General features: G+C 72.8%; 12 protein-coding genes. 7 read left to right on the top strand and 5 right to left on the bottom strand.

Features of this window, described 5'->3' with window-relative positions:
• The first annotated feature begins 28 nt into the window (after positions 1-28).
• Positions 29-1,519 carry an aldehyde dehydrogenase gene (locus ACZ4UU_RS39840; RefSeq protein WP_471908311.1) on the top strand — a complete coding sequence of 497 codons (1,491 nt, stop codon included), beginning with the start codon at positions 29-31 and terminating at the stop codon, positions 1,517-1,519.
• The gene (locus tag ACZ4UU_RS39835) at positions 1,516-2,229 is read left to right on the top strand and encodes a gamma-glutamyl-gamma-aminobutyrate hydrolase family protein (protein ID WP_471908310.1); all 714 of its coding nucleotides are present in this window, start codon (positions 1,516-1,518) and stop codon (positions 2,227-2,229) included. The genes ACZ4UU_RS39840 and ACZ4UU_RS39835 overlap by 4 nt, the downstream gene beginning before the upstream one ends.
• Positions 2,230-2,241: 12 nt before the next feature.
• On the opposite strand, the gene ACZ4UU_RS39830 is transcribed toward ACZ4UU_RS39835, so the two are convergent.
• Together ACZ4UU_RS39830 and absR1 are read right to left on the bottom strand one after the other, a co-directional pair.
• Positions 2,242-2,814 (bottom strand): MarR family winged helix-turn-helix transcriptional regulator, encoded by a 573-nt coding sequence (locus ACZ4UU_RS39830; protein ID WP_471908309.1) that lies wholly within the window; start codon positions 2,812-2,814, stop codon positions 2,242-2,244.
• A gap of 210 nt (positions 2,815-3,024) precedes the next feature.
• Positions 3,025-4,110, bottom strand: coding sequence for a beta-glucuronidase AbsR1 (absR1, locus tag ACZ4UU_RS39825; protein WP_471908308.1), 1,086 nt, complete (start codon positions 4,108-4,110; stop codon positions 3,025-3,027).
• 94 nt (positions 4,111-4,204) lie between these two features.
• On the opposite strand from absR1, the gene ACZ4UU_RS39820 reads away from it, so the two are divergent.
• Positions 4,205-6,022, top strand: coding sequence for a LuxR family transcriptional regulator AbsR2 (locus ACZ4UU_RS39820; protein ID WP_471908307.1), 1,818 nt, complete (start codon positions 4,205-4,207; stop codon positions 6,020-6,022).
• 25 nt (positions 6,023-6,047) lie between these two features.
• On the opposite strand, the gene ACZ4UU_RS39815 is transcribed toward ACZ4UU_RS39820, so the two are convergent.
• Entirely contained in the window at positions 6,048-8,618 is a 2,571-nt protein-coding gene (locus ACZ4UU_RS39815) for a CHAT domain-containing protein (protein ID WP_471908332.1), read from the bottom strand.
• Positions 8,619-8,766: 148 nt separating this feature from the next.
• Between ACZ4UU_RS39815 and ACZ4UU_RS39810 the strand changes: the two genes are divergently transcribed.
• The 3 genes from ACZ4UU_RS39810 to ACZ4UU_RS39800 are packed head-to-tail and all read left to right on the top strand — an operon-like array spanning position 8,767 to position 11,323.
• Positions 8,767-10,203 (top strand): S8/S53 family peptidase, encoded by a 1,437-nt coding sequence (locus ACZ4UU_RS39810; protein ID WP_471908306.1) that lies wholly within the window; start codon positions 8,767-8,769, stop codon positions 10,201-10,203.
• 59 nt (positions 10,204-10,262) lie between these two features.
• Entirely contained in the window at positions 10,263-10,838 is a 576-nt protein-coding gene (locus ACZ4UU_RS39805) for an RNA polymerase sigma factor (protein WP_234760956.1), read from the top strand.
• Positions 10,839-10,846: 8 nt separating this feature from the next.
• Positions 10,847-11,323 carry a hypothetical protein gene (locus tag ACZ4UU_RS39800; RefSeq protein ID WP_471908331.1) on the top strand — a complete coding sequence of 159 codons (477 nt, stop codon included), beginning with the start codon at positions 10,847-10,849 and terminating at the stop codon, positions 11,321-11,323.
• Positions 11,324-11,332: 9 nt separating this feature from the next.
• Here ACZ4UU_RS39800 and ACZ4UU_RS39795 read toward each other — a convergent pair whose 3' ends face one another.
• On the bottom strand, positions 11,333-12,130 hold the full coding sequence (locus ACZ4UU_RS39795) for an N-formylglutamate amidohydrolase (protein WP_471908305.1): 798 nt from the start codon (positions 12,128-12,130) through the stop codon (positions 11,333-11,335).
• Between the two features lie 48 nt (positions 12,131-12,178).
• Between ACZ4UU_RS39795 and ACZ4UU_RS39790 the strand changes: the two genes are divergently transcribed.
• Positions 12,179-12,520: a DUF5713 family protein gene (locus ACZ4UU_RS39790; protein ID WP_471908304.1), complete on the top strand. Its 342-nt coding sequence runs from the start codon at positions 12,179-12,181 to the stop codon at positions 12,518-12,520.
• An 81-nt stretch (positions 12,521-12,601) separates the two neighbouring features.
• On the opposite strand, the gene ACZ4UU_RS39785 is transcribed toward ACZ4UU_RS39790, so the two are convergent.
• Complete coding sequence (locus ACZ4UU_RS39785; RefSeq protein ID WP_471908303.1) at positions 12,602-14,821, bottom strand: NADP-dependent isocitrate dehydrogenase; 2,220 nt, start codon at positions 14,819-14,821, stop codon at positions 12,602-12,604.
• Between the last annotated feature and the right edge of the window lie 194 nt (positions 14,822-15,015).

Below are 15,015 nucleotides of genomic sequence, written 5' to 3'. Positions count from 1 at the left end.
TTGATCCAACGCCATCTGGAGGTCCCGCATGCTGGACGTCGCCCACGAGGAGTGGCTGCGTCGCGCCAAGTCCCTGGAACTGTCCGGCGCCCATCACATCGACGGCGCCGACGAGCCGGGCGCGGGAGGGCACTTCGCGGCCGTCTCGCCCCGGGACGGCCAGGTGCTGGCGCAGGTCGCCGACGGGGGTGCCGCCGAGGTGGACGCGGCCGTCGCGGCGGCCCGCCGGGCCTTCGACACCGGACCCTGGCCACGCCTCGCGCCCGCCGAACGCGGACGGATTCTGCTGCGCCTCGCCGACCTGCTCGAAGAGCGGCGCGCCGAACTGGCGCTGACCGTCAGCCTGGAGATGGGCAAACCCATAACGGACGCGTACGACATCGAACTGCGCGCCGCCATCACCACCTTCCGCTGGTACGGCCAACTTGCCGACAAGCTCACCGACGAGTCCCCGCACACCGCGCCGGACGCCCTGGCGCTGGTCACCCGGGAACCGGCGGGCGTCGTGGGTGCCGTCGTGCCGTGGAACTTCCCGCTGACGCTGGCGAGCTGGAAGGTCGCCCCGGCGCTGGCCGCGGGCTGCACGGTCGTCCTGAAGCCGTCCGAGAACTCCCCGCTGTCGGCCCTGCTACTGGGCCGGCTGGCGACCGAGGCGGGGCTGCCGCCCGGCGTGCTCAACGTGGTGAACGGCCACGGCCCCGTCGCGGGACGCGCCCTCGGACTCCACCCCGACGTCGACGTCCTGGCGTTCACCGGGTCCACCGCCGTCGGCCGTCACTTCCTGCACTACGCGGCCGACTCCAACCTCAAGCGCGTGTGGCTGGAACTCGGCGGCAAGTCGCCGAACATCGTCCTGCCGGACGCCCCGGACCTGGACCGGGCCGCCGCCACCGCCGCCTGGGGCATCTTCTTCAACCAGGGCGAGATGTGCACCGCGCCCTCACGGCTCCTCGTGCACACCTCGATCGCCGACCGGGTCACCGAGGCCGTCGTCCGCCGAGCCCGGGAGCTGCGCGTCGGTGACCCCCTCGACCCGGCCACCGAGATGGGCGCCCTGGTCGGCGAGGCACACCTGGAGCGCGTGCAGGACCACGTCGCGGCGGGCCTGGCCGAGGGCGCCCGCCTGCTCACCGGCGGCTCCCGTGCCCTCACCGACACCGGCGGCAGCTTCCTGGAGCCGACCGTCTTCGACCACGTGGGCCCCGGCATGCGGCTGGCCCGCGAGGAGATCTTCGGCCCCGTCCTGTCCGTCCTCACCTTCGACGACCTGGACGAGGCCGTACGGCTGGCCAACGCCACCGAGTACGGGCTCGCCGCCGGCCTGTGGACCTCCGACCTGTCCACCGCCCACCGGGTCTCCCGCGCGTTGAAGGCCGGCACGGTCTGGGTCAACTGCTACGAGGAGGGCGACCTGACCGTCCCCTTCGGCGGCATGAAGCAGTCCGGCAACGGCCGCGACAAGTCCGCGCACGCCCTGGAGAAGTACACCGAACTCAAGACCACCTGGATCCAGCTGTGACCCGCCCCCTGATCGCCGTCCCCGCCCGCTTCTCCGCCACCACCTCCGCACTCCGGTACGCCGCCGAAGTCAACGCCCGCGCCCTCATCGAGGCCGTGTGGCGAGCGGGCGGCGAACCGGCGACCCTCCACCCGGCCGACCCCGCGGACGCCGATGTGGGGGACCGGCTCGCCCGCTTCGACGGCGTCCTCCTCCCCGGCGGCGGCGACCTCGCCCCGCACCTCTACGGCGCCACCGACATCCACGGCAGCGTCTACGACGTCGACGACCTCCAGGACACCTTCGACCTCGAAGTCGCCCGGCGGACCCTCGACCTGGGCATCCCCCTGCTCGCGATCTGCCGCGGCATGCAGGTCGTGAACGTCGCCCTCGGCGGCACGCTGGAGCAGGACATGGGCGGTCCCGACCGCGAACACCGCCACGTCGTGCACCCCGTGTCGATCCGGCCCGGCACCCTGCTGGAACAGGCCACCGGCGCCGAGAAGGCGGAGGCCTCCTGCTACCACCACCAGCGCGTGGACCGCCTGGGCGAAGGGCTCACGGTGACCGCGGGCGCCGCCGACGGGACCGTGGAAGGACTCGAACTCCCGGGCGCGAAAGGGTGGTTCACCGCGGTCCAGTGGCATCCCGAGGACACGGCCCACCGGGACCCGGCGCATCAGGGTCTCTTCGACGCCCTGGTGCGGGCGGCCGTACGCGAACGCCCCTGAGCCGGGCGCCGCTCAGGCCCGCGGCCGGCGCCCGCTGCGCCGCGGTGCCGGTTCGGCGCCGTCGAGCAGGGCGAGGCGGCGCTCCTCGCCCTGCTCCTCGACCTGGAGCACCACCTTGCGCAGCCCCTCCGCGACGCTGCGGCACTCCTCGTCGCTCAGCTGCCCGGCGACGAACGCCTCCTCCTCGTTGAAGGCCGGGAACAGGCGCCGCATCAACGCCTCACCCTCCTCGGTCAGGCTGAGCAGCACCAGCCTGCCGTCGCTCGGATGCCCGGCCCGCTGCACCAGCCCCCGTCCCTCCAAGGTCCGCGCCACCCCGGTCAGCGTCCCCTTGGAGATCCCGGCCTCCTCCGCGACATGCCGGGTCTCCGACTCGCCCCACACCCACACCACCCACAGCACCACGAACGCCGTCCAGGTCAGATCGGCCCCGCGCAGCACCGAGTTCTCCAGGTGCTGCCGGACCGTCGAGGCCGCGCGGTAGATGTTGGCGACGACGGCCATCTGCTCCCGGTGCAGCCGAATGCCGCCGAGCCTGGCCTCGGCCAGCTTCTCGGCTTCGGTGATCGATCGTTGGCCGGGCATGGCACACTCCTTCGCCGCGGGCGAGTCGGACAGCGGTGTCGTTCGGGTTCAAATTGTACGAAGAGATCCCCGCCGTCCACCCCCGAGCGGGTGTGTGGACATGGAACGGCCGGCGTACGTCGCCCTCCCCCGAAGGCGGCGTACGCCGGCGTTTCCCCCGGCGCCGGACCATGGACAACAGCGTCCGTGCGCGTCAGCGGATCCGTGCCGTCACCAGCACATGACCGCTGTCTCCCCCGATCCCCAGTTGGCATAGAGACGCACTCGGACGAAATACCGGCGGCCCTTGACGAGACGGGCGCGGACGGTCGCGTTGTGCGGGGTGCCGCCGTCGTCCTCGGCGGTCACGTAGCGGGGTTCGCCGTCCCGTTCCTCGAAGACCACCACGACGGTGTCGCTGTCGCCGAAGGTGCCCAGCGTGTACGTGCGGGTCTCAGGCGGCTCGACGACGAAGTCGGCCTGCTGAGCCGGGCCGAGCCGCAGCGGCACCGAACGGAACGGCACCAGCTCACACGGACCCGTCGCCTCGGCCGGCGGGTACCAGCGCAGGACGAACTCCTTGTCGGCCTTGGACAGCACGCCGGGCGGGTTCAGGCCCGCGCGGAACTGCTCCGGCTCCAGGATCAGCCCGGCCGAGAACGGGTACTCCATGATCGAGTGCGGGTCCCAGACGGAACCGTTGACCTCGTTGGGGTCGAGCTTGCGCAGGATGTTGAAGAACGTCCTGTCCCGGCTCCAGTAGTTCGGCGGGCCCGCCAGATCGGTGTACACGGCCTCGTCGTCCCAGTGGATGCCGGCGAACGGACTCTGGTGCTCGTGCAGCATGCCGAGCGCGTGCCCGATCTCGTGCAGGGCCGTGCCGCGCTCCCCGGGCACGGTCAGATCCCAGCCGAAATTCATGGTGCGCTCGTTGAGACCGACCCCGAGGGCGTCCTTGCCGATGTGCGACCAGGAGCCGTCGCCCAGCTGGAACCCGATGCGCAGCTCGGCCTCCGACCGGTCGCCCACCTCCACGAACGACAGTCCGATGCCGAGGCCCTGCCACTCCTCGAAGCACTCGCGCACGACGTCCCGCTGCTCCTTGCCGCCGGCCCACGGGACATGCCCGCTCCGGCCGGTCCCCGGGTCGGGGATCACGGACCCGTCGCCGTCCCGGTCGAAGAAGTAGTAGTGCAGCACCGTGCCGTTGACCCACATCCGGCTTCCGCCGATGAGCGCACGCAGCCTCTCGGCGGCCAGTCCCGGCGCGAACGCGGGGACCGACTGCTGCGCGAGGGAGCAGTACCGTGCGGTCATGCGAACAGGGTGCCGTCGCCCCGCCCGGGGCGCCTGAGTCGAGGGCTACTCAAGTACCCCTGTATCAAGGGTGAGTCACCGCGCTCATACTCCCGTGACGATTTTCGAACGGGACGCGAAGACCCTGGACACGCCCTGGCCCTTCACCGGCCGGGCGGACGAACTCGACCTGGTCCGCGGGTCCCTGACCGCCGGTCGCAACGGCATCGTGATCACCGGGCCGGCGGGCTGCGGGAAGACCCGGCTCGTCGCCGAGGCCGTCCGCGGCGGCGACTCGGCCCGAGTGGTCGGCACCCCGGAGACCCGGGGCATCCGCTTCGCCGCGTTCGCGCACCTCGTCCCCGAGTCGGCCTCCCTGCCCGGCGCCTTCCAGCACCTGTCCGGGGTACGGCTGCTCCTGGTCGACGACGCGCATCTGCTCGACGACGCCTCCGCCGCCCTGGTCCACCAGCTGGCGGTGCACGGACGCACCCGCCTCCTGGTCGTCACCACCGACGGCGCCCCGGTCCCGGGCGCGATCTCCCGCCTGTGGACCGGCGACCTCCTGCCCCGTCTCACCCTGGAGCCCCTGCCCCGCGAGGAGACCGGCCTGCTGCTGGCCGGCGGAACCGGCGGCGGCACCCTGGAGCCGCTCACCGTGAACCGGCTGCACCGCCTGTGCCGCGGCGACCTGCGGCTGCTGCGCGACCTGGTGACCGGGGCACGCGAGCGCGGGCTCCTCACCCGCGTCCCGGACTCGGACGAGTGGGCGTGGCGCGGTCCCGTGCCGGTCACCGCGGCCGTACGTGAGCGCACCGCACACGTCCTCGACCGCGGCAGCCCCGACGAGCGCGAGACCCTCGAACGCCTCGCCTTCGCCGAGCCGTTCCCCCTGCACCTGGACGAACTCCCCCTTCGCGCCCTGGAGCACCTGGAGGCCGGCTCCCTGGTCCACGTCGACGACCAGGGCGCCGTCCGCCTCGCCCACCCCCTGCACGGCCCGGTGCTGCGGGCCGCGGCCGGCCGGCTGCGGGCGAGGCGGCTGTCCCGTACGCCGGACCGGTGGACACCCGCCCTCGACGCCGAGCGGGCCGAGCTGACCCGCCGCATCGAGGAGGCGGACGTACGGGCCATGCCGACGCCCGTGGGGGAGTGGCTGGTCGGAGAGGGCGCACCGGTGCCGGCCGGATACGCGGCCGTACGCGCCCGGTTCGCGCGGCTGCGCGGGGAGCTGCGGGAAGCGGCCGCATGGGCGCGGGAGGGGCTGCGGGAGCACCGTGACGATTCGTCCTGCCGCCTCGAACTCACCCTCACCGCAGCGCAGTTGGGCGACACGCCGACCGCGCTCACGATCCTGGGTGGCCGCTCCCACGGGGGTGGGGCGGTCACCCGGCCGGCAACGGCCCGCGGCGACGCCGACGGGGACGACGAGGCCCTCACCGACGACGCGTACGACGCCGTCCGCCTCGGAGTCCCCGAGCGCGCCGCGGGCCGGCTGACCGGTGTCTTCGCCGCGCACGCCGACGCGCTCGACCGCGCCGACGGCCCCGCGCTGGACCGGGTGGCCGGCGAACTGGAGGAGCGCGGCTTCCTGCTGTTCGCCGCCGAGGCGCACGCCCAGGCCGTACGGGCCCACCGCGACCCCAGTGCCGCGCGCACCTCACGCACGCGTGCCGTCACCCTGGCCCGCCGCTGCCAGGGCGCCCGCACCCCCGCGCTCTCCGGGCTCGTCCTCGGCGAACTGACCGCCCGGCAACGGCAGATCGTCGACCTGGCGGCCACGGGCCTGAGCAACCGGCAGATCGCCGAGCGGCTCACCCTGTCCGTGCGCACCGTCGGCAACCACCTGTACAGCGCCTACGCGCGCCTCGGCGCGAGTGACCGCGGCGCCCTGCCGTGGCTGGTGGCGCTGCCGGACACGCAGCCGGCGTAAGGGACTCGAACGTCCCACCGAAGCCTCAGGCCGCGCCGAACGCCGAGAACGCCCACCCCGTCGCCTGGTGCAGCGCGTCGCCCGGCAGCGCCGCCCGCGCGTCGCGCAGTGCCTCCGCCAGGGACAGCCCCTCGCTCAGCCCCTTGTGCAGGGCGAGCATCAGCGGCACCACCGCGGCGTCGTTGACCGGCGCCGTGCACGCCACCACCCCCGCCGTGCCGAGCGGCAGCAGGGCGGTGACCAGGCCGAGCAGTTCGTCGGCGCCGACGGAGGCGAACCGTGCGGTGTCGCAGCAGGACAGGATGATCCGGTACGGGCTGCGGTCAAGGCGCTCGAAGTCGTGCACGACGATCGGCCCGTCCGCCATCCGCAGCGACGAGAACAAGGGACTGTCCGCCCGGAACGTGCCGTGCGCGGCGATGTGGGCCAGCGCGGCACCGTCCAGCTCCTCCAGCACACGCGGCACGCGCGCGTCGGCGTGCTCCAGGACGACGGCACCGCCGTACCGCCCGGCCAGATGCGGCACCTCCGCCCCGCCCGTCGCCAGGCCCGGCCCCCGCACCAGCACCTGGCGACCGCCCGCCGGCGCCTCGGTCTCCCGGGCACGCAGCCAACTGCTCGCCGACGGCGACACGCTGAGCACCCGCTCCCGCAGCGACGGCAGCAACGCCCACGGCACCCGGTGCAGCCGGGCCGGCGGCACGACGACGACCGGGCCGTCGCCCAGATGGGCCGCGGCCGGGCCGAGCAGCAGCTTCTCCAGGCACCGCCCCGCGGCCTCCACCACCGCGAGCCGCCCCTCCGCACCGGGGTGGGCCAGCCGCCGCAGCCCGGCCTGGACATGCTCGGCCTCGGTCTCCGCGTCGGCCAGCAACCCGGCCTCGTACCGACGCACCCGCCCCTGCCCGCACAGCAGCACCTGCACCCGCCCGTCCAGCACCGCCAGTTCGACCAGACGCACGTCGTCCTCGTCCAGCCGCTCCAGCAGCCGGCCCGGGTCGAAGCGGTAGCCGTCGCCGGGCGTGTCCCCGCGCAGGTGCAGGGTCCGGGAGCGTATCTCCCGCTCCAGGCGCCGCTGTTCACGCTCCAGCGCCGGAATCGGCCGGTCCTCGCTGCGGGCCTCCTCGGCGCGCGCCGCGATCTCCCGGAACGCCGTCAGGTCGCTCTGGAGCTCGGGGTCGGCCGGCGGGCGGGTCGGCGGTGTCGACAGCGCGGTGGCCCGCCAGCGCTCGCTCCACACCAGCAGCCGGCGCGGACTGCCGGAGTCGAGGCTGGCCTGCTGGGCCAGCGCGGCGAGCTCGGCGCCCTGCGCGGTCGCGCGCGCCCGCAGCTCCGAGGCGCCCAGCGTCATCCGGTGCGCGTCGAGCACGTCCAGGCCGCGCCGGCAGGCCTCCAGGACACCGCGCCCCGACCCGGCCGCCCGCGCCCGCAGCGCCTGCGCCGCCCAGCCCGTCATCCGCGCCAGCGGCGGCCCGCTGCGTCTGCTGCGGGCGGCGTCGCGCAGATGCCGCTCGGCGTCGGCCCGCCAGCCCAGGGCGAGCGCCATCCGGCCCGCGAGCAGCGAGGCCTCCGGCGCGGCCGGCGCGCCGAAGGAGGCCAGCCGCTCCGCGACGGCCGCCGTGTCGGCCACCAGCCGCCCCGAACTGCGCCCCGCCGCCACCCGCGCCTCGATCAGCACCAGCCGGGCATGCGTCTCCCACCAGCTGCGCCGCTGCCCGGCGAACAGCCGTACGGCCATGTCGGCACGGGCGATGGCGGTGTGCGCGTCCCCCGCCAGCCGGGCGGCACGCGCGGCGGCCAGCAGCAGCTCGGCCTTGCGGGTGGACTGACCGCCGATGCCGTCGAGCACCCCGATCGCCGCGTCGGCCTCGGCCAACGCCTCCGGCGCCAGCCCCGCGGCCATCAGCACCTCGCAGCGGCGGATGTTCAGCATGAACGTAGGCGTGCCGAGCTTCGCGTACCGCTCCTCCGCCTCGTCCAGCAGCCGCAGCGCCGCCGGGATGTCGCCCGACCGGAAAGCGGCGAGCCCCCGGCTCTCCACCGCGTCGGCCTTGTCGTGCTCCTGGCCCGTGGTGTCCCACAGCGCCTCCGCCGAGGTGAAGTCGGCGTCCGCCCGGTCCACCGCACCGAGCGCCAGGTGCACGGTCGCGCGCAGCGTCAGCGCCCGCGCCGTCCAGATCACGTCGTCCATCTGCCGCAGCACGGGTATCGCCCGGCGCACGTCCTCCAGCGCCTCCCGGTGCTGGCCGAGCACCCAGCGCGCGTAGGCCCGGCGGAACAACACGCGCGCGCGGGTGTGCCCGCTGCCCCGCTCGACCCCGCGCTCCAGCGCGGCCAGCCCCTGCTGGGTGCGGCCCGCGTGCACCAGCGCGACGCCGAGCGCGGCCAGGACGTCCGCCTCCCGGTCGGCCGACTCCGCGCGTGCCGCGAGATCCCGGGCACGCCGCAGGTGATTCAGGGCGATGCGCATGTCGCCCCAGTCCCGCTGCCAGATGCCGATCACCTGGTGGGCGACGGAGGCGTGCAACGGCGACGGATCGGCGTCGAGCACCTCTTCCGCCCTCGCCAGCGCGTCGTTCGGGGCGGCGAACACCATCGGCAGCAGTTCGAGAACCGAGTCGCTTCCCGCTGTCACTCCACGGATGGTAGTTGCACCGGAACCGTGCCACACCGGTTTGGCGCTGTATCAATCGGCGACCGCACGGATCTGACTGACGAACGCCGCCTCAGGGGGAGGACCCGCCATGGCACCACAGCGATTCCACGAGCAGTTCGAGCAGATCCAGCGCACCATGCCCGACGTCCCCCTCGCGATGGGACCGGACGACTCCGCCGAGTTCATCTACGAGAAGGGCTACGTGCTGGTCCGCGACGGCGAGGACGCCCGTGTCGTGGAGGACACCGTCCGGGCGCACTTCACCGCCGACCCCGACCTGGTCCAGGACCATGTGCGTCGCGCGGGCCCGCAGACCAACCGCTCGGGCATCACCCGGATCCAGGTCGGCGACCCCGGCACCGGCGACCGCAGCGGCGACCCCACGGTCGCGCACGCCCTGCGCGCCCTGCGGGAGACCGAGGGCCGGGCCGGACGGCGGCTGGTCAGCCGCAACCACCTCGTGGGGATCACGGGAGGCGTCAACTCCTGTCCCGGCGACGAACCCGCGCCCGCCGCGCTCGCCGACGGCACCAACCCCACGGCCGCCGAGGGCGCCCACGCCCCGGACAGCGCCGTCGGCGTCCTCGTCATCGACACCGGCCTCACGCACGACTACCGCTCCTTCCCGCTGTTCGCCCACACCGAGGGCGACTTCCAGGTCCAGGAGTGCGACGACCAAGGCGTGCTCCGTCAGTACGTCGGCCACGGCACCTTCATCGCCGGGCTTGTCGCCGCCGTCGCGCCCAACACCGACATCACGGTCCGCAACACCCTGCAGGACGCGGGCGCCATCCTGGAGTCCGAGTTCGGCGAGAAGCTCTTCGAGGCCGTCGACGCGGGCGGCTGGCCCGACATCCTCAGCCTCTCCGCCGGCACCTCCAACGGCCGCACCGACGGCCTCCTCGGCGTCGAGGCCTTCATGCGGGAACTGCGCGACCAGCGCACCCTGCTCGTCGCGGCGGCCGGCAACAACGGCAGCGCCACGCCGTTCTGGCCGGCCGCCTACGCCGACCTGCCCGACTTCCAGGACGTCGTGCTGTCGGTCGGAGCGCTGCGCGGCGACGGCGAGTTCGGCGCCTGCTTCAGCAACCATGGCGGCTGGGTGAAGGTGTACGCCCCCGGCGAGCGCCTCACCAGCGCCCTCACCGGCTTCGACGGACCCGTGCCGTACGTGTACCAGCACTCCACCTACGACGCCTGCCGCTACGGCTTCGGCTACGCCTGCACCTGCCTCTCCCCGCGCCACACCGGCGTGTTGAGCGAGTCGGGTGGTGCCGCGGAGCCCGACCAGGTGATGTTCGAGGGCTACGCGCAGTGGAGCGGCACCTCGTTCGCCACGCCCCTCGTCGCCGGCATGATCGCCGCCCACATGAGCGCGCAGTCCGAGCGCGACCCGCGGGTCGCCCGGTACAAGATGCTCGCCGCGAACTCGGCGTACGCGGAGGTGCGGGGGGCGCATGTACCGGCTCTTCGCCCCCCGACCTGGCACCCTGTCTCCGTCACACCGCCGGCTCCTCGCTCATGAGGGTCGGAACCGTCCCCTCCGCGGCGTACGATGACTTGCCGTACACGAGGGGTGGGACTGTGGACCGTGCAGATGTCGGTGCGTTGGTCCAGTCCGCCGTCGACGGTGACGCGGCGGCCTGGAAGGCGCTCGTGGAAGGGCTGAGCCCACTGGTGTGGTCTGTCGTGCGCGCCCACCGGCTGGGGGACGCCGACGCCCATGAGGTGTACCAGACCGTGTGGTTCCGCTTCGCCCAGCACCTCGGGCGGATCCGCGAACCCGAGAAGGCCGGCTCATGGCTCGCCAGCACCGCACGGCACGAGTGCCTGAAGGTGCTCAAGAGCCTGCGGCGGCTGACCGTGACCAGCGATCCGCAGCTGCTGGACCGGGTCAGTGAGGACCGTACGCCCGAACAGTCGGTCCTGGACTCCGAGGAGGCCGCCGCCGAGTCCGAGCGCATTCGCTGGATGTGGCAGGAGTTCGAGGAACTCGGGGAGCGCTGCCGCCAGTTGCTGCGCGTCCTGATGGCCTCGCCGCCGCCCAGCTACCAGGAGGTGTCCGCCGCACTGGGCATCGCCGTGGGCAGCATCGGGCCACTGCGCCAGCGCTGCCTGCGCCGCCTTCGGGCCCGACTCGACGCACGGGGAGCGCTGTGAACGACGACATGCACGACGAGGTGACGGGCGAGGAGCCCTTCGGCGACGACGGGTTCGACGTGGAACTGCTGGAGGAGGAACTCCGCCAGGCCGCCACCATCCTGGACCCCGTACCGGCCCAGCTGCGGCAGCTCGCCGTCGAGGCCTTCGCACTGCACGACCTGGACGCCCGGATCGCCGAGCTGACCTTCGACTCGGTGGTGGACGCCATTCCGGTCAGGGGGGCCACGGACGTGCCGCGGATGCTGACCTTCCGCGCGGGCGAGGTGACCGTCGACGTGGAAGTGACCGCGCAGGGCCTGATGGGCCAGGTGCTGCCGCCGCAGCAGGCCCGGATCGAGGTGCTGGGCGGCCCGCAGACGGCCGTTCCGGTCGTCGCCGACGACATGGGCCGCTTCACCAGCGACGTACCGCCTGGCGGCCCGTTCGCCCTGCGGCTGCGCACCGGCGGCGAGGTCGTCGTCACGGAGTGGCTGCGGGCCTGAACCCTCGGGTCAGGGGGAGACGGCGTCCACCAGCGCCGCCAACGCCCGCGCGAGCCGGGTGAGTCCGGAACCGACCGGACCACCCGGCTCCGCCATGTACCTGTCCCGGCGGATCTCGACCATCAGGGCGTTGACGCGGGGCTCCTTGCCGTAGAACTCCAGCGGGACGTACGTACCGCTGAACGGGCTGTCGCGCCCCGTCTCCCCGCACTCGGCGAACGCCTCCCGGGCGGCGGCGAGCAGGGCGGGCGGGGTGTGGAAGGAGTCGGTCCCCAGGCAGACCGCGGGCCGTGGGCCCGCGCCGTGCAGTTCGTAGGGGAGCGGGGCGGTCGGGTAGGAGTGGACGTCGATGATCACGGCCCGGCCGGTACCGGCGAGACGATCGGTCACGGCGTCCGTCATGGCCCGCGCGTACGGCCGGAAGTACCGCTCGACGAGCGGGGCGGGGTCGGCGTCGGCGGGCCGCAGCGGCTCCTTGTGCGTGGTCCGGGTGTAGACGGCGCCCATGCCCACGGCCAGCATCTCCTCCCGCTCGTCCGGGAACCGCTCCGGGTCGACGACCAGCCGGGACAGCCGGTTCACGAACCGCCACGGGGTGACCCGCGCCGCCTTGCCCGCCTCGGCCGCCAGCTCCGCGGTGTGCGCGTCGACGATGTGGTCCAGCTCCCGCTCCAGCGCGGCGTCGTCCAGCACGATCCCCGCGCGCACCTCGGGCGGTATCTCCCGCGCCGAGTGCGGCACATGGAGGATCACCGGCGAATCCCCGGCACCGGGGAGCAACTCGAACGACGGCACGGCGGAGGTCATTTCGGCTGCTCCCGGGGCGTTGTCAGTGGCGTGGTGCACCATCACAGCATGAACATCGGCAACGAGCAGGTGAGCGCGCACTCTTTCCTGCGCATGCTGTACAAGGACGACTACTACCCCGACCACCTGGTGGACCGGGGCAGGGAGATCCTGCTGCGGCTGTGCGAGCGCATCGAGACCGAGCGGCCCGCCGACCTGGCCGCGCTGTACGCACTCACACAGGCGGCCACCGAGGAGTTCAACGACCTTCAGGAGGAGTTCTGGGCCGCCGACAGCGAGCTGGAGACTGTCGCCCGTGAGGAGATAGGCGAGGAGTTCTGGTTCGTGGCCCATGCCTACGGCTTCGCGGACGTGGACGCTGAGGAGCTGATCGCCACCCGGGACTGGTGAGCGCCGTGGCCCTCCGCCGGAGCACGGCTCCGCCCCGGCGGACGAGGTGTCTGCCGGGGCGGAGTCCAGGGGCGGGGTGCGTCAGCTCAGGGACGCGAGCGCCTCGTTCCAGGCGGCGGACGGGCGCATGATCGCGGCGGCCTTGGCCGGGTCGGGCTGGTAGTAGCCGCCGATCTCGGCCGGCTTGCCCTGGACGGCGTTCAGCTCGTCGACGATCTTCTGCTCGTTGGCCGCGAGCGTCTCGGCGAGCGGGGCGAAGGCCTTCGCCAGGTCCGCGTCGTCGGTCTGCGCGGCCAGCTCCTGCGCCCAGTACAGGGACAGGTAGAAGTGGCTGCCGCGGTTGTCGATGCCGCCCACGCGACGGGTCGGGGACTTGTCCTCGTTGAGGAAGGTCGCCGTGGCGCGGTCGAGGGTGTCGGCGAGGACCTTCGCACGGGTGTTGCCGGTGGCGGTCGCGTACTGCTCCAGGGACGGCACCAGGGCGAAGAACTCACCGAGGGAGTCCCAGCGCAGGTAGTTCTCCTTGACCAGCTGCTGGACGTGCTTCGGCGCGCTGCCGCCGGCGCCCGTCTCGAACAGGCCGCCGCCCGCCATCAGGGGGACGACCGAAAGCATCTTGGCGCTGGTGCCCAGCTCCAGGATCGGGAAGAGGTCGGTGAGGTAGTCGCGCAGGACGTTACCCGTGACCGAGATGGTGTTCTCGCCACGGCGGATGCGCTCCACCGACAGCTTGGTGGCGTCGACCGGGGCGAGGATGCGGATGTCCAGGCCCTCGGTGTCGTGCTCCGGCAGGTACGCGTTGACCTTGGCGATCAGGTTGGCGTCGTGCGCGCGGGTCTCGTCCAGCCAGAAGACGGCCGGGTCGCCGGTGGCGCGGGCGCGGGTGACGGCCAGCTTCACCCAGTCCTTGATCGGCGCGTCCTTGGTCTGGCAGGCACGGAAGATGTCGCCCTCGGCGACCGGCTGCTCGATGACGACGTTCCCGGCCTGGTCGACCAGACGGACCGTACCGGCCGCCTTGATCTCGAAGGTCTTGTCGTGGGAGCCGTACTCCTCGGCCTTCTGCGCCATCAGGCCGACGTTCGGGACCGAGCCCATCGTCGACGGGTCGTAGGCGCCGTTGGCACGGCAGTCCTCGATCACGGCCTGGTAGACGCCCGCGTAGGAGGAGTCCGGCAGCACCGCGAGGGTGTCGGCCTCCTGGCCGTCGGGGCCCCACATGTGGCCGGAGGTGCGGATCATGGCCGGCATCGAGGCGTCCACGATCACGTCGGACGGCACGTGCAGGTTGGTGATGCCCCGGTCGGAGTCGACCATGGCCAGCTCCGGGCCCTCGGCGAGCTCCGCCTCGAAGGACGCCTTGATCTCGCGGCCGTTCGGCAGCGCGTCCAGGCCCTTGAGGATGCCGCCCAGACCGTCGTTCGGGGAGAGACCGGCGGCCGCGAGTGCCTGGCCGTACTTCTCGAAGGTCTTCGGGAAGAAGGCGCGCACGACGTGACCGAAGACGATCGGGTCGGAGACCTTCATCATCGTGGCCTTGAGGTGCACGGAGAACAGCACGCCCTCGGCCTTGGCCCGGGCGATCTGCGCCGTCAGGAACTCGCGCAGCGCGGCGACGCGCATGACGGAGGCGTCGACGACCTCACCGGCGCGAACCGGTACGGACTCGCGCAGGACGGTGGTGGTGCCGTCCTCGGCGACGTGCTCGATCCTCAGCGCGCCGGCCTCGGAGATCACGGCGGACTTCTCGGTGGAGCGGAAGTCGTTCTGGCCCATGGTCGCCACGTTGGTCTTGGACTCGGAGGTCCAGGCGCCCATGCGGTGCGGGTGGGTCTTGGCGTAGTTCTTGACCGAGGCGGGGGCGCGCCGGTCGGAGTTGCCCTCACGCAGGACCGGGTTCACCGCGGAGCCCTTGACCTTGTCGTAGCGGGCCTGGATCTCCCGCTCCTCGTCGGTCTTCGGGTCGTCCGGGTAGTTCGGCAGCGCGTAGCCCTGGCCCTGGAGCTCGGCGATGGCCGCCTTGAGCTGCGGGATCGACGCCGAGATGTTCGGCAGCTTGATGATGTTGGCCTCGGGCGTCTTCGCGAGCTCACCGAGCTCGGCGAGGGCGTCCGGGATGCGCTGGTCCTCGGCCAGGTACTCCGGGAACACCGCGATGATGCGGCCGGCCAGCGAGATGTCACGCGTCTCCACGGTGACACCCGCCTGCGAGGCGTACGCCTGGACCACCGGCAGGAAGGAATACGTCGCCAGGGCCGGGGCCTCGTCAGTGTGCGTATAGATGATGGTCGAGTCAGTCACCGGGTGCTCCGCTCCACGTCTGCAACATTGCTCGACATCAAGATATCTCGTGATCGACCTCGGCTCGACAGGGGTCCGCACACGGGTGCGGGAAGTCGGCCGGGATAGCGGATCCACGCAAACGGAGGAGTCACCTCCGTGCAACCGGATCGGACGGTCCCAGAGTCATGAAGGGAGATCACCGATCCGGTGGC

It is taken from the genome of Streptomyces sp. NPDC028907 (assembly GCF_055564995.1).
This window is presented reverse-complemented; position numbering and strand designations above follow the sequence as displayed.